The organism is Acidobacteriota bacterium, assembly GCA_016184105.1.
Taxonomy (GTDB): domain Bacteria; phylum Acidobacteriota; class Vicinamibacteria; order Vicinamibacterales; family 2-12-FULL-66-21; genus JACPDI01.
The window spans coordinates 220,996-240,218 of record JACPDI010000012.1 but is presented as its reverse complement, the minus strand read 5'-3'; the positions used below and the strand labels follow the sequence as shown (position 1 = coordinate 240,218).

20 protein-coding genes are annotated in these 19,223 nt (G+C 67.6%); 13 read left to right on the top strand and 7 right to left on the bottom strand.

Features of this window, described 5'->3' with window-relative positions; translation table 11 throughout:
- Window position 1: 1 nt before the first annotated feature.
- From hisD to HYU53_05185, 8 genes are all read left to right on the top strand, one after another.
- Window positions 2-1,240: a histidinol dehydrogenase gene (hisD, locus tag HYU53_05220; protein MBI2220589.1), complete on the top strand. Its 1,239-nt coding sequence runs from the start codon at window positions 2-4 to the stop codon at window positions 1,238-1,240.
- Window positions 1,237-2,265 (top strand): histidinol-phosphate aminotransferase family protein, encoded by a 1,029-nt coding sequence (locus HYU53_05215; protein ID MBI2220588.1) that lies wholly within the window; start codon window positions 1,237-1,239, stop codon window positions 2,263-2,265. Before hisD ends, HYU53_05215 begins: the two co-directional genes overlap by 4 nt.
- Window positions 2,262-2,849 (top strand): imidazoleglycerol-phosphate dehydratase HisB, encoded by a 588-nt coding sequence (gene hisB / locus HYU53_05210; protein MBI2220587.1) that lies wholly within the window; start codon window positions 2,262-2,264, stop codon window positions 2,847-2,849. The genes HYU53_05215 and hisB overlap by 4 nt, the downstream gene beginning before the upstream one ends.
- Window positions 2,850-2,863: 14 nt before the next feature.
- On the top strand, window positions 2,864-3,457 hold the full coding sequence (gene hisH, locus HYU53_05205) for an imidazole glycerol phosphate synthase subunit HisH (GenBank protein MBI2220586.1): 594 nt from the start codon (window positions 2,864-2,866) through the stop codon (window positions 3,455-3,457).
- Window positions 3,451-4,206, top strand: coding sequence for an imidazole glycerol phosphate synthase subunit HisF (gene hisF, locus HYU53_05200; protein MBI2220585.1), 756 nt, complete (start codon window positions 3,451-3,453; stop codon window positions 4,204-4,206). Before hisH ends, hisF begins: the two co-directional genes overlap by 7 nt.
- Entirely contained in the window at window positions 4,200-4,889 is a 690-nt protein-coding gene (locus tag HYU53_05195; GenBank protein MBI2220584.1) for a 1-(5-phosphoribosyl)-5-[(5-phosphoribosylamino)methylideneamino] imidazole-4-carboxamide isomerase, read from the top strand. The genes hisF and HYU53_05195 overlap by 7 nt, the downstream gene beginning before the upstream one ends.
- A gap of 196 nt (window positions 4,890-5,085) precedes the next feature.
- Window positions 5,086-7,383, top strand: a complete 2,298-nt coding sequence (locus tag HYU53_05190) for a M28 family peptidase (protein MBI2220583.1) — start codon at window positions 5,086-5,088, stop codon at window positions 7,381-7,383.
- A gap of 9 nt (window positions 7,384-7,392) precedes the next feature.
- Complete coding sequence (locus tag HYU53_05185; protein ID MBI2220582.1) at window positions 7,393-8,706, top strand: MFS transporter; 1,314 nt, start codon at window positions 7,393-7,395, stop codon at window positions 8,704-8,706.
- A gap of 11 nt (window positions 8,707-8,717) precedes the next feature.
- On the opposite strand, the gene HYU53_05180 is transcribed toward HYU53_05185, so the two are convergent.
- Both HYU53_05180 and HYU53_05175 read right to left on the bottom strand, forming a co-directional pair.
- Window positions 8,718-9,689 carry a hypothetical protein gene (locus HYU53_05180; GenBank protein ID MBI2220581.1) on the bottom strand — a complete coding sequence of 324 codons (972 nt, stop codon included), beginning with the start codon at window positions 9,687-9,689 and terminating at the stop codon, window positions 8,718-8,720.
- Between the two features lie 42 nt (window positions 9,690-9,731).
- On the bottom strand, window positions 9,732-10,061 hold the full coding sequence (locus HYU53_05175) for a hypothetical protein (GenBank protein MBI2220580.1): 330 nt from the start codon (window positions 10,059-10,061) through the stop codon (window positions 9,732-9,734).
- 114 nt (window positions 10,062-10,175) lie between these two features.
- Here HYU53_05175 and groEL point away from each other — a divergent pair, with 114 nt between their 5' ends.
- Together groEL and HYU53_05165 are read left to right on the top strand one after the other, a co-directional pair.
- The gene (gene groEL, locus HYU53_05170; GenBank protein MBI2220579.1) at window positions 10,176-11,174 is read left to right on the top strand and encodes a chaperonin GroEL; all 999 of its coding nucleotides are present in this window, start codon (window positions 10,176-10,178) and stop codon (window positions 11,172-11,174) included.
- Window positions 11,175-11,261: 87 nt separating this feature from the next.
- The gene (locus HYU53_05165; GenBank protein ID MBI2220578.1) at window positions 11,262-11,900 is read left to right on the top strand and encodes a lipid-binding SYLF domain-containing protein; all 639 of its coding nucleotides are present in this window, start codon (window positions 11,262-11,264) and stop codon (window positions 11,898-11,900) included.
- 20 nt (window positions 11,901-11,920) lie between these two features.
- Here the strand turns inward: HYU53_05165 and HYU53_05160 are convergent, their stop codons facing one another.
- Window positions 11,921-12,265: a hypothetical protein gene (locus tag HYU53_05160; GenBank protein ID MBI2220577.1), complete on the bottom strand. Its 345-nt coding sequence runs from the start codon at window positions 12,263-12,265 to the stop codon at window positions 11,921-11,923.
- Window positions 12,266-12,541: 276 nt separating this feature from the next.
- Between HYU53_05160 and HYU53_05155 the strand changes: the two genes are divergently transcribed.
- The 3 genes from HYU53_05155 (at window position 12,542) to HYU53_05145 (ending at window position 14,650) form a co-directional block, all read left to right on the top strand.
- Complete coding sequence (locus HYU53_05155; GenBank protein MBI2220576.1) at window positions 12,542-13,312, top strand: hypothetical protein; 771 nt, start codon at window positions 12,542-12,544, stop codon at window positions 13,310-13,312.
- A gap of 139 nt (window positions 13,313-13,451) precedes the next feature.
- Window positions 13,452-13,604 carry a lmo0937 family membrane protein gene (locus HYU53_05150; protein MBI2220575.1) on the top strand — a complete coding sequence of 51 codons (153 nt, stop codon included), beginning with the start codon at window positions 13,452-13,454 and terminating at the stop codon, window positions 13,602-13,604.
- Between the two features lie 656 nt (window positions 13,605-14,260).
- On the top strand, window positions 14,261-14,650 hold the full coding sequence (locus HYU53_05145) for a response regulator (GenBank protein MBI2220574.1): 390 nt from the start codon (window positions 14,261-14,263) through the stop codon (window positions 14,648-14,650).
- Window positions 14,651-14,666: 16 nt separating this feature from the next.
- Here the strand turns inward: HYU53_05145 and HYU53_05140 are convergent, their stop codons facing one another.
- From HYU53_05140 to HYU53_05125, 4 genes are all read right to left on the bottom strand, one after another.
- Entirely contained in the window at window positions 14,667-15,320 is a 654-nt protein-coding gene (locus tag HYU53_05140) for a Crp/Fnr family transcriptional regulator (protein ID MBI2220573.1), read from the bottom strand.
- A 296-nt stretch (window positions 15,321-15,616) separates the two neighbouring features.
- On the bottom strand, window positions 15,617-16,627 hold the full coding sequence (locus HYU53_05135) for a glycosidase (GenBank protein MBI2220572.1): 1,011 nt from the start codon (window positions 16,625-16,627) through the stop codon (window positions 15,617-15,619).
- Entirely contained in the window at window positions 16,624-18,912 is a 2,289-nt protein-coding gene (locus tag HYU53_05130) for a glycosyltransferase family 4 protein (protein ID MBI2220571.1), read from the bottom strand. Before HYU53_05130 ends, HYU53_05135 begins: the two co-directional genes overlap by 4 nt.
- A 40-nt stretch (window positions 18,913-18,952) precedes the next feature.
- The gene (locus HYU53_05125) at window positions 18,953-19,153 is read right to left on the bottom strand and encodes a hypothetical protein (protein MBI2220570.1); all 201 of its coding nucleotides are present in this window, start codon (window positions 19,151-19,153) and stop codon (window positions 18,953-18,955) included.
- Between the last annotated feature and the right edge of the window lie 70 nt (window positions 19,154-19,223).

Here is a 19,223-nt window from a genome sequence, read left to right as displayed (position 1 = left end):
CGTGCGAGTGATAGCGTCGTCCAACGAACACGCTGTCGCCCGGATCCTCCGCGGCGCGAGGCAGCAGGATGCCGGCGTCGTGCGGCGCGTGCGGGGCATCGTCGCCCGCGTGCGGCGGCACGGCGACGCGGCGTTGCGCGCGTACGCCACGAGATTCGACGGGCTCCGCACGCGCGAGCCGCTGTTCGTAGACCCGGCCAGGATCCGGGTGGCCGGGCGCGACGTCGAACCGGCACTGCGGCGGGCGATCCGTACCGCCGCGGCGAACATCGAACGCGTGGCGCGACGCGAAGTGCCGCAAAGCCGTACAGTCCGCGCTGGCGCCGGGGTCACCATCGAGCTTTGGACGCGCGCTCTCGCGCGCGTCGGGTGCTACGTGCCGGCCGGCCGGAACCCCCTGGTCTCGTCGCTGCTGATGACGGCGATACCGGCGCGCGTGGCCGGCGTCCCGTCGATCACCGTGGCCTGCCCGAACCCGGTGCCCGCCATTCTCTATGCCGCGCGCGTCGCGGGCGTCACGCGCGTGCTGCGCGCGGGGGGCGCCCACGCCATCGCCGCGCTCGCCTATGGCACCGAGACGGTGGCGGCGGTCGACAAGATCGTCGGCCCCGGCAACGCGTATGTGGCCGCCGCGAAGGCGCTCGTGGCTGCCGACTGCGCCATTGATTTCTACGCCGGGCCGACCGAGCTGGTCGTGCTGTCGGAGGGCGGCGATGCGGAGTGGATTGCCGCGGACCTGATCGCGCAGGCCGAACACGACCCGGACGCGCGCGCGATTCTGGTGACGACCGACGCCCGGCTGGCCGAGGGTGTCGCGGCGCGCGTGCGTGCCGGCGCGGCGTCGTTCGGCGCCGCGGCCGAGAGCGTCCGGCGCAACGGCGCAGCCATCGTGACTCGCACGCTGCGCGAGGCGGTGGCGCTCGTCGATCGCATTGCGCCCGAACATCTCTGGTGCGACAACGACGGCATCGCCGCCTCCATCCGCAACGCAGGCACGATCTTCGTCGGCCCATACAGCGTTCCCGCGCTGGGCGACTACGTGACCGGCTCGAATCACGTGCTGCCCACGGCCGGGGCCGCGCGCGCGCGCGGCGGGCTGAGCGCCGCGGACTTCGTCCGGACCACCACGGTTCAGCACGTGACGAGGCGCGGCGTCGCCGCGCTTCGGCCCGCCGGCGTCCTGCTCGCCCGCTCCGAGGGGCTGCACGGCCACGCGCGGTCGATCGAGGTGCGCCGATGAATGCCACGACCGGTTACCGGCGCCCGCAGGTCGCGTCCGAGGGGTTGCGGCTCCACCTCAACGAGCACACGGGTGGCTGCTCGCCTCGCGTGCTCGCTCGGCTTCGGGCGCTCGACGCCACCGCCGCGTCGTTCTACCCCGACTACGCCGCGGCGGTCGCGGCCACGGCGACATGGTTTGCCATCCGCCCGGACCAGTTCGTGTTGACCAACGGGATGGACGAAGGGATCTTCGCGGCGGCCATCCTTGCGCTTCGCGGCCGGTCCGACGCCGAGGGCATCGTGATCGAGCCCGCGTTCGAGGTGTACGACGCGTGCGTGCGGTGCCTGTCGGGGCGCGTCGTGCGCGTGAGCCTCGGAGCGGACTTCACGCTGACCGCCGGACAGGTGCTCGACGCGCTGACGCCGCGCACCCGGATCATCTTCCTGAACACCCCGCACAACCCGAGCGGCGCGGTCGTGCCGCGAGCCGTCATCCAGCAGATTGCGGCAGGCGCGCCCGGCGCGATCGTCTTCGTGGACGAAGCCTACGTCGACTTCGCCGGCGGGTCGGTCGTCGACCTGGCCGTCACGTCGCGCAACATGCTGGTCGGACGTACGTTCGCCAAGGCGCACGGGCTGGCCGGGTTGCGCCTTGGCGTGGTCGTCGGAGCAGAGGACACGATCGCGGCGCTGAAGGCCATCGTCCCCCCCTACAGCATCAACTCGTACGCCGCTGCGGCGCTCGTCGCCGCGCTCGAAGACCGCGACTACGTCGAGGACTACGTGAGGCAGTCCGAGCGCTCGCGGCAGATGCTGTATGCCTTCTGCGAGCGGCGCGGGCTGTTCGCCTACCCGAGCGCCGCGAACTTCGTGCTGATCCGCGCCGGCGATCGGGCCAGGCCGCTGGCGGCCGCGCTGTCGTCGCGCGGGATCTTCGTGCGCGATCGCTCGGACCAGCCCGGCTGCGGCGGCTGCATCAGGATTACCGCCGGCCTCGTGCAGCACACGCAGGCGGCCATCGATGCGTTGGAGGAGCTGCTATGAGGCGGGGCGTCATCGATCGTCGGACCACCGAAACGCAGATCCTCGTGACGCTCTCGCTTGACGGCAAGGGGCGCTACGCCGTGTCCACCGGCATCCGGTTCCTGGATCACATGTTGGAGCTCGTGGCGCGCCACGGCGGCTTCGACCTGACCGTCCGGGCCACGGGAGATCTCGACGTTGACCAGCACCACACCGTGGAGGATCTCGGTATCGCGCTTGGCGAGGCGGTGTCAGCCGCGCTCGGCGACCGCCGCGGCATCAATCGCGCCGGATACTTCGTCATGCCGATGGATGAGACGCTGGGCGTCGCCGCACTCGATCTCGGCGGCCGGCCGCATGCCGTCGTCGATCTGAAGCTCCGGGTCAGGCGCGTCGGCGACCTGCAATCCGAACTGCTGCACGACTTTTTCGGCGGCTTTGCGCAAGGCGCCCGCGCCAACGTGCATCTCAAGGTGCTGTACGGGCGCTCCAGCCACCACCAGATCGAGGCGCTGTTCAAGGGCTTTGCCCGCGCGCTGCGCATGGCGTGCAACCGCGACGCGCGCCTCCGGCGCACGATGCCGAGCACGAAGGGGCTGCTGTGACCGGCTCGGTTGAGGTGACGCTCCTCGATTACGGTGCCGGCAACCTCTCGTCGGTTGAGAAGGCGCTCGTGCACGTGGGGTTCCGCGTGAGCCGCGCGCGGCGCGCGGCCGAGATCGTCGACCGCGGCGCACTCATCATTCCTGGTGTCGGACATTACGCCGCGACCGGCGCCCTCGGGGGCGAGTTTCGCGCCGCAGTGGCGCAGCACATCCGGCGCGGCGCGCCTCTCCTGGGTATCTGCCTCGGCCTGCAATATCTGTTCGAGGGGAGCGATGAAGCGCCGGACGTGCCGGGGCTTGGGCTGCTCGCGGGGCGCTGCTTCCGGCTCGGTGGCGACGTCAAGGTTCCCCACGTGGGGTGGAACACGCTCGAGACCGTTGGCGACTCGCGCCTGTTGCAGGGCATCGGCCGCCTCGCCGTGTACTTCACGCACTCGTACGCGGCGCCGGTGACCGGCCAGGCCGTCGCGACGACCACCCACGGCCTTCCGTTTGCGAGCGTCGTCGAGCGCGCGAACGTGTTCGGCGTCCAATGGCATCCGGAGAAATCCGGAGAGGCGGGCCTCTCGGTCCTGCGCAATTTTCTGGAGGTCGCGCGATCGTGCTGACCAGGCGAGTCATCGCGTGTCTGGACGTCCGCAACGGCTGCGTGGTGAAGGGTGTGCAGTTCGAAGGGCTGCGGAACGCCGGCGACCCGGCGGCGCTCGCGCGCCGTTATTACGAAGAGGGGGCCGACGAGATCGTCATCCTCGACGTCACCGCCACGATCGAGGAGCGCCTGGCCCTCGCTGATACCGTCGCCGCGGTCGCACGCCAGGTGTTCGTGCCGCTCGCCGTCGGCGGGGGCATTCACACGCTGGATGCGGCCTCGGCGGTGTTCGATGCCGGCGCGGACAAGGTGTGCGTCAACAGCGCCGCCCTTGCGGACCCTCCGCTCATCACGCGCATCGCGGAGCGTTACGGCAGCCAGGCGGTTGTCGTCGCCATCGACGCGAAACGCGAGGGGGCGGGCTACGCGGTGTATTCGCGCTCCGGGCGGGTCCCAGCCGCCCGGGACGCGATCGAGTGGGCCCGCGAGGCGACCGACCGCGGTGCCGGCGAGCTGCTGCTGACATCGATCGATCGCGATGGCACCCGCGCCGGATTCGATTGCGCGCTCACCGCCGGCGTGTCGTCCCTCGTCGCCATCCCGGTGATCGCATCGGGTGGCGCCGGCGCGCCCGAACATTTCGCCGAGGTGTTCACCGACGGGCGCGCCGATGCGGCGCTCGCCGCGTCCATTTTCCATTTCGGCGATCACGCCATCGCGGCGCTCAAGGGCTATCTCTCGTCGCGGGGAGTGCCAGTCCGATGCTGATCCCGGCGATCGATCTCCAGGGGGGACAGGTCGTGCAGCTCGTGCAGGGCGAGTCGCTGGCCCTCGCGTTCGACGATCTGGACGAGTGGCTGCAGAAGTTCGCCGCGTTTCCTCTCGTGCAGGTGATTGACCTCGATGCCGCGAAGGGAACGGGACGCAACGATGCGCTCGTCCAGCGCGCCTGCGCGGCGTTGCCGTGCCGGGTGGGCGGCGGCGTACGGAGCGTCGAAAGAGCCGTGCAGTTGCTCGAGGCGGGCGCGCGCGAGGTGATCGTCGGCTCCTCCCTGTTCCGAGATGACGGGGTCGATGTCGAGTTCGCGCGTCGAGCCGCCACGGCGGTGGGCGTCGAGAGACTGGTCGCCGCCGTCGATTCGCGCAAGGGCAAGGTCGCCGTCCGGGGCTGGAGGGCGTCCGTGGACCTCGAACCGGCGGAGGCGGCTCGCGCCCTCGAGCCGTTCGCCGGCGGCTTTCTCTACACCATCGTGGACGGCGAAGGGCTCATGCAGGGCATCGACCTCGCCGCGGTACGCGCGGTGCGGGACGCCACCAGCCGGCGGGTCACCGCGGCCGGCGGCATCCGGTCCAGGCGTGAAATCGACCTCCTCCACGAAATGGGAGTCGACGCGGTGGTCGGGATGGCCGTGTACACCGGAAAAATCGACCTTCGGCCTTCTGGCCGATGAACCTTTCGCAGCGGCGGCCTCAAGAGCGACCTGCCGCTGACGCTCGAAAGCGGAGGCCGGCGCAATATCCGGAGGCGCCTGAACGACGGCACCGGCTCGGATATCAACTTCAAGACCTTCTCCGGCGACGTCAGGATCAGAAAGAACTGAGCCTGCCCACTGGCCACCGGCCACTGCCTGAGATAGTCTCTCCGCGATGCGAAGAGCGTCTCGGGCAGTGGCGCCGCTGCTGTGCGCGGCCCTCCTCGCGGGCGGCTGCGCCCGTCCCTCCTCCACCGGCTTCTCGACCGAACGCGCGCGCACACACGTGCAGGTGCTTGCCGGCACGATCGGATCGCGCCCCGCTGGCAGTGAGGCCAACGATCGGGCGAGGCAGTACGTCGTCGATCAGCTCCGCTTGTTCGGATTCGACGTGCGGGTACAGGTGGCCGATGCCAGGCGGCCCGAGTTCGGGCACAGCGCCCGGGTCCAGAACATCATCGCCCTTCGCCGCGGCGTGCAGCCCGAGGCCATTGCGCTGGTCTCGCATTACGACAGTTCCTCTGCCGCGCCGGGCGGCGCCGATGACGGCCTCGGCGTGGCGGTCAGCCTCGAGGCGGCGCGGGTGCTGTCCGCGATGCCGCTGCGCCACACGCTGGCGGTGCTCGTCACCGACGCCGAAGAACTGGGACTCATGGGAGCGGCCGCGCTGAACACGGACCCGGTGGCGCGGCAACTCCGCGCCTACGTCAACATCGAGTCTGTTGGATCCGCTGGCCCTTCGCTGCTTTTCGAGACCGGGCCCGGCAACAGCTGGATCGTGGACGTGTGGGCAGCGCATGCGCCGCGCCCATACGGTGGCTCGTTTGCACTCGAGGTCTATCGGCGTATTCCGAACGACACCGATTTCACGATGCTCAGGCGCCTCGCCGTGCCGGGGCTCAATTTCGCGTCCATCCTGGACGGTTACGCCTATCACACGGCGCGCGATACCGCCGACCGCCTCGCCCCCTTCACCATCGACCAGACCGGCCACAACGTCGTCCGCGTGGTCCAGGCGCTTGATGGAACGGATCTCGCCCGGCGGACGCCGGACCAGGCGGTGTACTCCGACTTGCTGGGCCGCACGGCGTTCAGCATGGGGCCGATGGCCGCCGCGTGGATTGCGGGCCTGGCGGTACTGCTCGGGGCGCTCGCCTGGTTCAAATCGCTGCGCGCCGCGGTCGTCGTCGTAGGGGGCGGGCGATTTCTGCTGACGGCGTTCTGGTCTGCGATTGGCACCGCGGCCGTGCTGGCCAGCATGATTGCTGCGGCGTGGCTGCTCCGCGAGGCCCGCGAGGTCTATCACCCGTGGTATGCGCGCCCGGAGCGGTTGTTCGTGTTCACGGCGGCGATCGGCGTGCTCGCGGGCTGGACGATCGCGCGCGCCGGGGCGTTTCTGCCGTACGCGATGCGCGGAACGCGCCATCCGGTGCTCGCGTGGGCCATCGCGCTTCCCGTCTGGATTCTGCTCGCAGCCGCCGCGTCGTATTACCTGCCTGCCGCCGCGTACCTCTTTAACGTCCCGCTGCTGGTCGCCGGGGTGCTGCTGCTCGTAACACCGCTCGCGCGGACGGCCGCGGTCAGGCTCAGCTCGTTTCTCGTTCTGTGCGTCACGCTGGCCATGTGGGGATGGTTGCTGCTGCAGTTGCTTCGCTTCGCAGTGGCGCACTTCGGACGGCAACCCATCGTCACGCCCGTCTGGGTCTACGCGGCGTTGATTTTCATGGGGGGCATGATGTGGATGCCGCCGGCGCTGGCGGCGGTCACTGGCCGGCCGCTGCGCAGGCCCGCTTTCGCGACGGCGCTCCTGCTCGTCGCGGTCGTTGCGGCCGGCGGCTACGCGTACGCAGCGCCCGCCTACACCTACGATCAGCCGCTGCGGCGCGCGATACAGTTCGTGCACGATGCTGCCACCGCTCGCGCGTTCTGGCAGGTCGGATCGACCGAGCCGGGGCTCGACCTCGAGCGCACCTCCATGCAATGGGCGCCGCTCGGCGGTCCGCTGCCCTCTTCGGCGCCGACGGCGCGGCTTCGCCACCCCTTTGTGTTCTTCGCGGAGGTTCCTCCACCCGGCGAGATCCCCGGGCGCGTGACGATGCGCAGATCGCGGTTGGGCGATTCAGTCCAGTTCACGATCTCGGTGATACCGGCGGTGCGCGCCCTCGGCGCTTCCTTCGTGATGCCGGCGGGACTCACACCGGTCCGGCCGAACCTTCCCGGTATCGCGCGGGGCGGCCGGTGGGTGGCGTCCTTCGGGGCGGTGCCGATGGAGGGAATTGCGTTTCGCGGGTTCGTCCACGCATCCGACGAGCCGCGTCTCGACTCCGTGCAGGTCATCCTCCACACGTCCCGCTTCCCCGGCGGCGGCGGGTGGCAAGGTCTTCCGCCCTGGCTGCCCCAGGAGCGCGTCGTCTGGTCCGGGGAGGCGCGTTACATCGTGCGGCCGCTTCCCGAGGTGGCACCTCCGCAGTAGACTGCCCCGATGCTCAACCGCCTCGGACTGGATCGCCCGGAGCTCCGCGCGTGGGCCATGTACGACTGGGCGAACTCCGCTTTCCAGACGACGATCATCGCGTCGATCTTCCCTATCTATTTCCATCGAGTCGTGGCGGCGGATCTCGGGGGCCCGCTGGCCACCGAGCGGTTCGCGTGGGCGACGACGATCGCCATCCTCATAGTCGCGATCATCGCCCCGGTGCTTGGCGCGATCGCCGATTATGCGGGCGTGAAGAAGCGGATGCTGGCCGTGTTCGTCGCCTTCGGCGCGGCGGCGACCGCGGCGATGGTCGGCATCGGGCGCGGAGACTGGATGGCGGCGCTCGTCCTGTTCGTGATCGGCAACGTTGGCGTGGCCGGCAGCATCGTCTTCTACGAATCGCTGCTGCCGCACATCGCGTCGCAGCAGGAGCTCGATCGCGTGTCGTCGGCGGGCTATGCCATCGGGTATCTCGGCGGAGGCGTCCTGCTCGCGATCAACGTCGTCATGATCCAGAAGCCGGGTTGGTTCGGGCTGGCCGACGCCGGGGCCGCGACACGCTGGGCCTTCGCCAGTGTCGCCGTGTGGTGGGTCGTTTTTTCGTTCCCGCTCTTCTTGCGCGTGCCGGAGCCGAAGCGGCTGCTCGAGGCCGACGAGACCGGGGGCGAGCGGCCGGTCACCGCCGCCCTGCGGCGCCTTGCCGTGACCTTGCGCGAACTCAGGTCGTACAAGCAGGCGTTCCTGCTGCTCCTGGCGTTTCTTCTCTACAACGACGGGATCCAGACGATCATCCGCATGGCGACGACCTACGGCGCGGAGATCGGGCTGGGTGAGGTCGCGATGATGACCGCGCTGCTGATCACGCAGTTTGTCGGGATACCGTGCGCGTTTCTCTTCGGCATGCTGGCGGGCCGCATCGGCGCGAAGGCCGCGGTGTTTCTCGGTCTCGCGGTGTATGTCGGCATCACGATCCTGGGCTACGGGCTGCGGACCGAGGGGCAGTTTTTCGCGCTGTGCGTGCTGGTGGGCACGGTGCAGGGAGGGACCCAGGCGCTCAGCCGATCGCTCTTCGCGTCGATGATCCCGAAGGACAAGTCGTCGGAGTTCTTCGCGTTCTTCGGCGTGTTCGAGCGCTACGCCGGCGTGCTGGGCCCCGCGATCTTCGCCTGGACGGTCTCGCAGACCGGATCGAGCCGCAACGCCATCCTGTCGGTGATCGCCTTCTTCGTGATTGGCGCGGCCATCCTCTCCTTCGTCAACGTGGAGGAAGGGCGCCGCGGCGCGCGGCTCGCCGAACAGCGGGCTCATGCGGAAGCGTGAAGCCATCGTGGCTAGAACAGATCGCCACGCCAGTACAGCACGTCAGGGCTGGTCAAGTGCAGTCGCGGGACGCGCGCCGAAAGGACGCGCGCGAACAGCGCGGCGGGGGCTTGCGACGCGGACGCGATCGTGACCTGCGGAGGCAGGAAGCCTGGCGGCAGCCATCCTTGGATCACCGGTCGCGATTCAACCGGTTCACGCGCGATCAGCGCCTGCAGGAGGGCGCCCACGCGTGCGCCGGATGCATCGCGGTCGCCGCATTCTTCGATGGTCCACGTCCCACCGACGACGCTGATCACGGCGTACGCGGCCGCCGTTATCCCTTCTTCAGCGATGACGAACACCAGCTGGCGGACGCCCGCGGACCCCAGCCCCGCGAGCAATCGTTTTCGTGTGATGGCGTATTTGACGAGATCGACGTCTCGATCGATGTGGAATCGGTACTGACCCGCACGGATCTGCCCCATGGCGGCGATCGCTCCCAGATCCCGGTCCTCGCCACCGCGTACGAGCGTCATCGGGGCTCCGTGCCGGGACGATTCTGCCACGGTGAGTTCGACATCAATCGTCGGAACCACCTCGAAGCCGTCTGGCACAGGAGGTGCCGTGGTCGCCGTTCGGAAGAGTAGCGCCAGATCCGCGCCACCCAGTGTGGCATCCTCGAGTAGCCGTTCGACCAGGGCGCGCGCGTGACGATTCGCGTCGTCATGTGCCGGGTTGCTGAAGACCGCGCCGATCCCGCAGATGGTGACGGGGTGCCGATCGAGCGTCCCCGTCAGGTCGTACCGCTCCGCGCTGGCGAGCACGCCGCCGCCATCCACCAGCGCGAATCGGCGCAGATGACGGAGCGCCCAGGCCGTCTTCGTCTGAGCCGCGTCGAACTTGACGAACGCCTCACGGCTCAGACCGCGATACGAGACCAGCGGCGTAGATGCCACAACGCGCTGGAGGATGGTTCCGTCGACGGGGACAACGGTGCGCACCTCTGACCTCCGCACCCCTGCCGTGCCGGCAGCCGGTCCGGTTTACCGGCGGGAAAGATAGCGGGCCAGGAACAACGCGGCGGTGATGGCGACGATCACCGGCGCGGCCGTGGTGAGCAGCCCGAGGAACACCCCTTGCCCGATCTCCAACAGAACCCCGACAGACAACGCGACAGGTGTGCCAACCAGGAGAATCGCGGCAGGAATCAGCAGGACAGCCAGCAGCAAGAACACCGCATCGTCCAGCAGTCCCACGATCCGTCGTAACGCCCTTCTGCCGGCGCCGCCTGCGGTCCCTTTGCCGGCAGCACGGCTCCAGCTCTTCGCGGGGCCGATCGGCGAGCGGCTTTCCAGGGCGACTGATGCGTTCATGATCCGTTCTCCACGACGTCTTGCACCTCAACGGCAGAACCAGGCACGCGCAAGACTCAAGCGGGCTCTCCGTTCCAGTGTACGCGTCCGAGCACGGCGCACCTGCTCAGAACGATGTCCAAGCCGGTCACCGGGGAGATGATCGCTCAGGTCGGAACCATTTCGGCAAACCACGACAAGACGATCGGGCGGATCATCGCCGAAGCCATGGACAAGGTCGGCAAAGACGGCGTCATCACCGTCGAAGAGGCCAAGAGCATCGACACCTCTCTCGAGATCGTCGAAGGGATGCAGTTCGACCGTGGTTATCTCTCGCCCTACTTCGTCACCGATCCCGAGCGGATGGAGGTGGTGCTGGACAATCCGGCGATTCTCATCCACGAAAAGAAGATCGCCTCGATGAAGGAGCTCCTGCCGGTGCTGGAGCTGGTCGCGCACGCTGGCCGTCCGCTGCTGATCATCGCGGAGGACATCGAGGGTGAGGCGCTGGCAACCCTGGTCGTCAACAAGCTGAGAGGCACGCTTCAGGCCGCCGCGGTGAAGGCGCCGGGCTACGGGGAACGACGGAAGGCGATGCTCGAAGACATCGCGATCCTGACCGGCGGCAAGGCCCTTACCGAGGACCTCGGCCTGAAGCTCGAGAACACACAGCTGGAAGACCTCGGTCAGGCGAAGAAGATCACCATCGACAAGGACAACACCACGATCGTGGAGGGCGCCGGCAGCCGGCTGGCGATCGAGGGTCGCGTCACGCAGTTGCGCTTGCAGGCTGAAGACACGACCTCGGACTACGACCGGGAGAAGCTGCAGGAGCGCCTCGCAAGGCTGGTTGGCGGGGTGGCGGTCATCAAGGTCGGGGCCGCGACCGAGACCGAGATGAAGGAAAAGAAAGCGCGCGTCGAGGACGCGACCAACGCGGGTCACGAGGGCTCGATCGTCGTCCAGCGCGTCAGGGAGATGAACGACGAGGAGGGCTTCAACGCTCTGACGGAGCGGTACGAGAACCTCATGCAGGCGGGCGTGATCGATCCGACCAAGGTGGTCCGGTCGGCCCTGCAGAATGCAGCGTCGATCGCGTCGCTCCTGCTGACGACCGAGGCCGTCATCACGTAGATTCCCGAACAGCAACAACATGCGTCGACCCAAGCGGGGGGCATGTATTGAGGAGCGCATCTCGCGCTCACAGACTAGAGGTTACCGATGTTTCGTTATGGTAGTGTGGCGCTCTGCCTCGTGTTAGGCACAGCCACTCTCGAAGCCCAGAGCGGGAACCAGAACAAGGAAGAAGCTCGCCTTGCGAACGCCGGCGTCGTGATGCAGGAGATCCTCGACGTACCGGAGAACATCCCTCAGGATCTGCTGGTCAAGGCCGAATGCGTGATCGTCATTCCGTCGGTGACGACGGTGGCGGTTGGGATTGGCGGCAGCTACGGCCGGGGCGCGATCGTCTGTCGTCGGTCCGGCGAGGGTGACGGATCGTGGGGCGCGCCAGCGATGTACGCGCTCGACGGGGGCAGCATCGGGCTGCAGCTCGGCGGAAACGCCTCAGCGGCGGCAGGGCCCAAGGGACGCAGCGCGTCCGCCTCGACCGACGCGTCGCTGCGCGCCGAAATTCTCAGCTACTCGCGTTCGCGCGGCCTCTTCGCCGGCGTATCACTCGAGGGCACGTCGCTTCGTCCGGACAACGACGCCAGCCAGGAGATCTACGGGCGCAAGATCACCGCAAGGAACATCGTCACCGGGAAGCGCATTGCCGTTCCCGCGGCAGGCCGTCATCTCGTGGACGTGTTGGAAAGGCACGCGTCTCGCAACCGGTCGATCGGAACGACGGGTCGATAGCCCCTGCCGGAGGGCCGACGCTATGTCGACCCACCCGTCTTGTCGCGTTCCTGTATGTCGCGGAGGGCTCGCCGCATTTCCTCTACGACCCTCATGTTTTCGAGCGTTGCCTGCAGCGTGTCCGCGCTTGCGCGCACGGCATCCATCGCCGCGTGCCGCGCCACGTCAGCAGCGACTCGCGCCTCCTCGCCGGCGACCCTCGCTGTCTCTCCCGTCTCCCGAAGACGCTCGCGCTCCTGGCGGACGCTCTCGAGCGCCTCTCGATGCTGATCGCGGACCTCGCGCGCCTCCTCTGCCAGTCGCCGAAAGCCTTCCGCCTCGTTCCTGGCGGACTCCGCCGCAACGAGGTGTTCCTGGTCAAGCATTTGGGTTCCTTCCGCTCGATAGTCCCGAGCCTGTCTTGCACCGTACCAGAAAGGGCTGCCAGAAGGCTGTACTCAAAGCGACACCACGCAAACGGCTGTGATGTGTCCCCAATCGGACAGCGTCGCGGGTACGGTGACGAGTAGGCTTTCGTGTGACTCCGGGGATCGACGAGCGCCTTGCTCGGCGCGCGCGTTGAGTGAGCCCGCGCTCGCCCTCGGATCACGGGCGGCCGGAGTAGCGGAGCTTCGAGTCGTCAGTCCAGAAGGAAGTGTCAGATGAAACGAATCGTTATCGCTTCGGCGATGGGCCTGTGTGTGGTCTCGCTGGCGGCAATCTCGTCAGCCGACACATTGATCATGAGGGATGGCTCACGCGTTCAGGGCACATTGGTGGGCTTTGCCACGCGGACCATTACGTTCCGGCACGCCGACGGCGTGTCGCGGCGGTACCAAACCAGCCAGGTCGAAGCGGTGGAGTTCCTCTCGGCCGAGCGCGCGAATCCTCGTGCCGTCAGCGGCCTCGACCTCGAGGCACCCGCCGGGGCCGAGCTGGTCGTGCGAACGGTTGAAACGATCGACTCGCGAAACGCCGGCGCCGATCAGGCCTTTTCGGCCATTGTCGAGCGAGAGGTCACGAACACCGCGGGCCGGGTGATTGTTCCTGAGGGATCGAGCGCCCAACTGATGATCCGGCAGATGTCGTCGGGCGGCGCGACGGGCAGCCCCGAGATGGCGCTGGATGTCCAATCGATCACCGTCGCCGGCAGGCGATACCTGGTCAGCACGTCGGACGTGTCGCTCGAGAGCGGCACGGGAATCGGCAGGAACACACGTACGGCCCGGGCCATCGGTGGAGGCGCCGCGCTCGGCACGATCATCGGTGCGATCGCCGGTGGCGCCAAAGGCGCGGCGATTGGCGGAATGGCCGGCGCCGCGGGCGGCGCGGGCGCACAGGTGCTCACCAGAGGGCGCGATGTCCGCGTCCCGGCGGAGACGGTGCTCACCTTCAGGCTGGACAGGCCAGTGACGCTGCAGCCCGAACGGTAGGGGCGTCGATCCACGCGCCGGCACGCGCGGTGTGCCCAAGTGCACAGACACGCATCGCCACTTGCGGCATTCTGTGCTGGGGCGGTCCCTCCGACGACGGACCTCGGACAGACGCGCGCCAGAAGCCAAGGAGCTTTCCATGCTGTACACCATCGCCGTCGTTCTGTTGCTCGCGTGGTTGCTGGGAATCGTGGGGATTTACACGATCGGCACGTTCGTCCATCTCCTGCTGGTTCTCGCAATCGTCCTGCTCGTCGTAGCGTTGTTCAACGGACGCCGCGTGCTCGGCTAACGACCGAGGAGGCGCAAATGTCGAAACCCCGCACGAAGAAGCCGCACAACACACCCCGTCGATCGCCGTTGCTCGCGGTGTCGACGGGCTCGCCGATCCTCCAGGCGTCCACTCCCACGGCCTGCACCGAGCTTGGGAACTGGCGCTGGGGTCTGGCGGCCCGGTTGCCGCGATGGAGCGCATTTGACGGCCGGCGCTCACGGGTGTCCCTCAATTGACCCGGGCCGCCAGCCGAATGCCAAGCGTAGAAAAGGTCTGTCGGTGTTGATGCACTGCCGACGTCTGGGTGAACGCGTGTTCAAGGCCCTGGTAAACAGGCACCGGTCGAGGGCGCATGATCGGCCGTCCGCAGCCAGGAAGCCACCGGCCACGCCGCAACATTCTGGAGTGCCTCGCGAGTATCTATCCCTTCACACGTATCTGGACAACAGATTCGCGAACACCGTGGTCCTGACCTTCGCTCAGATCGAAGACCTTCTCGGCTTTGCGCTACCGGATCTCGCACGCCTTCACAAAGAGTGGTGGGCGAACGCGGACGCGGACAGCGCTCCGTCGGCTCAATCGCGTTCGTGGATACAGGCCAGCAGGAGCGCAACACCAAATCTGCCGGCACAGACCGTCGTGTTTGAGCGTGCCCCGGTCTGAGGGATCGAGCGGTGTCCAATCGAGGAGTTGGCCGCCGATGTCGCGTCGCTCGGTTTCGACCTCCCGCAGTTGATCGCGGCGCAGAAGCTCGCGGTCGACTATGTGCGCGGGCGGCCGACGGCGTCCGCGGCCTCGAACCGCTGAACGTCGCGCGTCCGGACGTGGGGATCATCGACATCAGTCTTCCGGGGATGGGCGGTTACCAGGTCGCCCGGCGGATTCGCGAGGAGCCGCACGGCCGTGCCATGCTGCTGCTCGCCTTGACCGGCTACGACTCCTCGCCCGACGCGAACCGCCCCCGGGAACACGGGTTCGACCATCACCTTGTGAAGCCGGTCGACCCGGAGCATCTTGCGTGCCTCCTCTCCGGAGACCGCTCGTCATTTTCTTCGGCTCCCTGAGCGCGCGGTCAGTCGCTCAGTCGCGCAGCACGACACGCAACAGTGAGTTGTTGACTTTCAAGACTCCGTTGTAGTCGATGAACCCGAGTTTGCGGAACTTGTTCATGAAGAAGTTCACCCGGGACCGAGTCGTCCCGACGATCTCGGCCAGGAGTTCCTGAGAAACCTTTGGAAGCGAGCGGTGTGTCGCGGCTGACTCGCCGAACCGCGCCAGCAGCAGGAGGGTCCGCGCCAGACGCTTCTCGGTGGAGTTGAAGAGCTGATCGATCAGGTCTTCTTCGATCCGGATGTTTCGCGTCAGCATGTGAGCGAGAAACACGTCCGCAAACGGTTGCCGGCTATGCAGCAACCGCAGGACCTCCGGCTTCTCGATCGCGACGATGGTGGACGGGGACATCGCCGTGGCGGTGGCCATTCGTTGCAGCTGACCCGCCAGACACCCTTCGCCGAAGAAATGGCCGGAATCAATGACGGCGATAATCGCCTCTTTCCCTGAGTGCGAGACGACCGACAGCCGTACGGCACCTGCCTCGATATACATGACGCTCGCGGCCGCATCTCCCTGAGCGAAGATGGTTGCCGCGGGTTCGTACTCGAGGCGCTCGGCCTTCACGGCCGCCCAATCCAGCCCGTCCGACACCGACGCCAATGCTCGCTTGAGTTTGCCCATGGCCTCTGCCCCCCAAACACCGAAGGGCGACCTGGTTACATTTTCGCTCTGCCGGGCTGGCGTTGCAATAGACAGGGAGGCGGCCGGCACTCGCGGCCGGTCGATGGCGAAAACTTCAATCCGTTGCGCGCGTCGGGCCGCCTTCGTCGTGCATGGCCGCAGATGCACGCGAGGCAGCGTCCGGGGCCGCTGTGGGGAGACGCTGTTCTGCCTCCCTCCGCAGTCTAGTCATCAACGCCCGAATGCGCTGTCGATTGCGCAGCTTGCGCTGGCGGTTCTTCTGGAATCGAGCCCGATCACCGTTCAGTTCCGACATTCGTCCCTACGCTTTCTGAACTGATTCGTCCCGCAACATCGCCGTGCCCGTTCCGGTCGAGCCATCGCAGCAGTTGGCTGATACTCCCTCTTGCCAGGGCCAGGCAGGTGTCCGCGGCGCCGTAGTAAAGATTGATGGTGTCGCCGTCGTCGCCGAGCGTGTAGCCGCACGGAAAGGCGACATAACCCACGTCCCCTTCGCGTTCGTAGGGCGCCTCGGGTCCAAATATCCAGGAATCCCCACGCAAGAGGCAGTGCTCCGCGGTTTCGAGGTCCAGCAACGCCACTCCGAGCCGGTACAGACAGCCGGCGCCTGTTCGTCGGACGCCGTGATACAGCATCAGCCATCCGCGGGACGTCTCGATCAGCGGCGGCGAAAGCCCCACGTGGTTGGCGTCCCACCACGATCCGCGGCGCGCGGGCAGCACGAGCTTGTGGCCGCCCCAGTTGCGGAGGTCCGGCGAGAACGAAATCCAGACGTGCGCGCCTGAGGGCGTCATCGGGCGATGGAGCAGGGCGAAGCTGCCGTTGATGCGACGTGGCAGCAGGGCCGCATCCTTGTCGTCGGGCTGCATGACCAGTCCGCACCGCTCGAAGTGGCGGAAGTCCTCCGTGAGCGCCAGAGCGACTCCGGGTCCCCCTTTGCTGAACGCCGTGTACGCGACGGCGTACTTCCCGAGCTCTTCGACGAACGTGATGCGGGGATCTTCGATCCCCCACAGTTCCTCCGGATGCCTTCCGGGATCCGGGCAGAACGTCGGCTCGGAGTCGATCGTCCAGCCGTCGATCCCATTGCGGGATCGGGCGGCGCACAGATGAGAGTGGCCTCGCCTGTCCTCCACCCTGCAGAGGAGCAGCGTCGTCCCGTCCCCGAGCCGCGTCGCCCCCGCATTGAAAACGGTGTGCGCAGGATACGGCCAGTCCGCCGCCGTCAGGATCGGGTTCCGTTCGTGCCGGGCGAAGAGCGTCTCGTAGTGCTGTGGTGACGTCATAATGTGGATTGCAGCAGCGCCGGCGCGGCGTGAACCTCGACTCGGTCGGCCTCGCGCATCTCGCAGAGCGCGAGCAGGAAGGACAGCGTCGCTTCGGCCCCCTGGTTCCGATTGACCCGGTCGGGATGCAGGCCGTCGCGGCAGCCACCGGTCGCCGGGTCGTAGAGCCACTGCTGGAGGTGGTTCTGCCCGAGGAACCAGTTGAACGCCCGCCGGCCGTGATCCAGCCACCGGGGGTCATCGCTCGAGCGATATGCCTCGAAACACGCGGAGGCGGTGGCGCACGCCTCGACAGGCTGCTGATCGAAGGCCGCCGGCGACGTGCCCCGTCGATAGAAGCCGTTGGACCCGATCGCCGCGAAGTGCCCATCTGCGGAACGCTGCAGGGACACGAGCCACTCGAGCGATCGCAACCCGGCCTCGCTCATGTCTTTGCGGTTCATACGTGAACCTGAGACGATGAGCGCCTGCGACAGGCGCGCGTTGCAGTAGGTCGCCGAGTCCTCAAACCAGGGCCAGTCGGGACGACTCGTGCGCTGGAACAGCCCCAGCAGGCGGTCGGCAAGGGCGGCGCGGAATGCCTGGACGCCGCTGTCGCCCTGGAACGCTCGAAGGTACTCGTCGATGCCAAGGAGCACGTAGGCCCACGCCCGCGGGCTCGTGAACGCCGGCACGGCCGGCGTGGCCGCCTGGAACAGATCGCCGGCGAGACTGTGCCGTCCCGGATCGCCGGCGCGGCCCACGACGGCGCCGAGCGCCCACAGGGCCCGCGCATGGCTGTCCTCCGACCCGGCCGGTTCGATCCACTGTCGCGCGTACGACAGAAAGTTCCGGAAGCGGCCGGCGCTCCTGTCGAACGCATGACTCACGAACGCCAGATAGCGCGACGCCAGCGCGCGGACCACCGGGGGATCCTCGGTGCCCGTGTCATCCAGGAGCGTCATGAGCAGCAGCGCTCGCGCATTGTCGTCAAGACAATAGCCGTCCTCGTACCGCGGAATGCTGAACGACGCGTGCTGGAGCATCCCGGTGTCGTCGGTCATGGCGTGCACGTGTCTCAGGTCAATCTCGGGCAGACCGGCGGGCCGGCTGGCGAGCGTCTGCGCGTTGAACGACGTGCGACGCCGGCGCGTGGCGTCCGCCCGAGCCCGCGAGAAGCTCTCGACATACTTTCGCGCGACAGCCGGCCAGGTCATGGCCACGCCATGCGCCGCCGCCCGGGCACACATCGCCTGGCGGCCGGCGTCATTGCCCATCACGGCGAGGACCTCTCGCGCGATTGCGGCCGAATCCCTCCACGGGACAAGCACGCCCCGCCCATCGGCCAGAAGTTCGCGGGCATAGATGTACGGCGTGGAGATCACCGCCTTCCCGGCGCCGACGGCATAGGCGAGCGTACCCGACGTGATCTGTTCCGGCTGGAGATACGGCGTGATGTAGATGTCGGTGGCCGACAGGAATTCCGTCAGCTCGTGCTGACTGACGAACCGGTTATGGAAGATCATGCTCCCGGCCACACCCAGTTGCTGGCCTCGGGCCTCGAGCATGAGGCGGTAGGCCTCGCCGTCGCGTTCGATGACATGGGGGTGGGTCGCGCCGAGGACGATGTAGACGACCCCGGGGTGAACGGCCAGGATCGCCGGCAACGCATCGATGACGTATTCGATGCCCTTGTCGGGGGAGAGCAGCCCGAATGTCAGGATCACGGTCTTGCCCTCGACGCCGAGCCGATCCTTGCTGCCGCTCCCGGCAGGTACTCGGGGAATCCCGTGGGGAATCAGATCGATCCGGTCATCGGCGATGCCATGCACGCGCCTGAGCAGTTCCCTGCCCGACGCGCTCATGACGACGAGCCGTTCCGAGAGCCGTGCCAGCTCCTCGAGGGCCGCACGCTGCGAGGCATTCGGCTCGCTGAGAATCGTGTGGAGCGTCGTCACGATCGGCATGCGCAGTTCACGCAGCAACGTGAGGAGATGCGCGCCGGCTTTGCCGCCGAAAATCCCGTACTCGTGTTGAACCGAGAGCAGGTCGACCTGGTTGACGTTCAGGAAGTCCGCCGCGCGCCGGTACGAGGCCAGGTCTCCCTCGTTGATTTCGAACCGGACCCGGGACGGGTACGCGTGGCGCCGGCCGGCGTCGTTCATCGCGAGAACGAAGCCATCCACCCCCGGCATCTGCTCGTCCAGCGCGTCCGCAAGGTGTGTCGTGAACGTCGCGATGCCGCACTGCCGCGGCAGGTGATTGCCGAGCATCGCGAACCGCCTGATCTGGTTGGGACTGCTCATCTCCGCTTCGACAGACCCCGTGCTGCCCCAACGTGGCTGGTCATCGAAGCGCCTCATGGATGCGCTCGGACATGCTGGGATCGTCTTTCCACAACCGCCCGATGACGAGGGGCGGCAGCAGGGCGAGGCCGGCCAGGACGGTCCAGCCGGTCAGGGATGTCACGCCGATGACGAAGCCACCCGCGCACATGGCCACAACCCAGAGGGCGGAAGCGGTCGTTTTGGTGTAGTTGAGTCGCATGAGCCGAGTGTATAGACACCCGCCGGACCGCGCTGTACCCGATTGCACAGCGCGGGATCGCGCTCGCGTG

Excerpts from the sequence above, each read along its gene's own strand:
- HYU53_05215 (MBI2220588.1), top strand. The coding sequence starts at position 1,237 with ATGAATGCCACGACCGGTTACCGGCGCCCGCAGGTCGCGTCCGAGGGG.
- hisB (MBI2220587.1), top strand. The coding sequence starts at position 2,262 with ATGAGGCGGGGCGTCATCGATCGTCGGACCACCGAAACGCAGATCCTC.
- HYU53_05195 (MBI2220584.1), top strand. The coding sequence starts at position 4,200 with ATGCTGATCCCGGCGATCGATCTCCAGGGGGGACAGGTCGTGCAGCTC.
- HYU53_05190 (MBI2220583.1), top strand. The coding sequence starts at position 5,086 with ATGCGAAGAGCGTCTCGGGCAGTGGCGCCGCTGCTGTGCGCGGCCCTC.
- HYU53_05185 (MBI2220582.1), top strand. The coding sequence starts at position 7,393 with ATGCTCAACCGCCTCGGACTGGATCGCCCGGAGCTCCGCGCGTGGGCC.
- HYU53_05175 (MBI2220580.1), bottom strand. The coding sequence starts at position 10,061 with ATGAACGCATCAGTCGCCCTGGAAAGCCGCTCGCCGATCGGCCCCGCG.
- groEL (MBI2220579.1), top strand. The coding sequence starts at position 10,176 with ATGTCCAAGCCGGTCACCGGGGAGATGATCGCTCAGGTCGGAACCATT.
- HYU53_05165 (MBI2220578.1), top strand. The coding sequence starts at position 11,262 with ATGTTTCGTTATGGTAGTGTGGCGCTCTGCCTCGTGTTAGGCACAGCC.
- HYU53_05160 (MBI2220577.1), bottom strand. The coding sequence starts at position 12,265 with ATGCTTGACCAGGAACACCTCGTTGCGGCGGAGTCCGCCAGGAACGAG.
- HYU53_05155 (MBI2220576.1), top strand. The coding sequence starts at position 12,542 with ATGAAACGAATCGTTATCGCTTCGGCGATGGGCCTGTGTGTGGTCTCG.
- HYU53_05150 (MBI2220575.1), top strand. The coding sequence starts at position 13,452 with ATGCTGTACACCATCGCCGTCGTTCTGTTGCTCGCGTGGTTGCTGGGA.
- HYU53_05140 (MBI2220573.1), bottom strand. The coding sequence starts at position 15,320 with ATGGGCAAACTCAAGCGAGCATTGGCGTCGGTGTCGGACGGGCTGGAT.
- HYU53_05135 (MBI2220572.1), bottom strand. The coding sequence starts at position 16,627 with ATGACGTCACCACAGCACTACGAGACGCTCTTCGCCCGGCACGAACGG.
- HYU53_05130 (MBI2220571.1), bottom strand. The coding sequence starts at position 18,912 with ATGAGCAGTCCCAACCAGATCAGGCGGTTCGCGATGCTCGGCAATCAC.
- HYU53_05125 (MBI2220570.1), bottom strand. The coding sequence starts at position 19,153 with ATGCGACTCAACTACACCAAAACGACCGCTTCCGCCCTCTGGGTTGTG.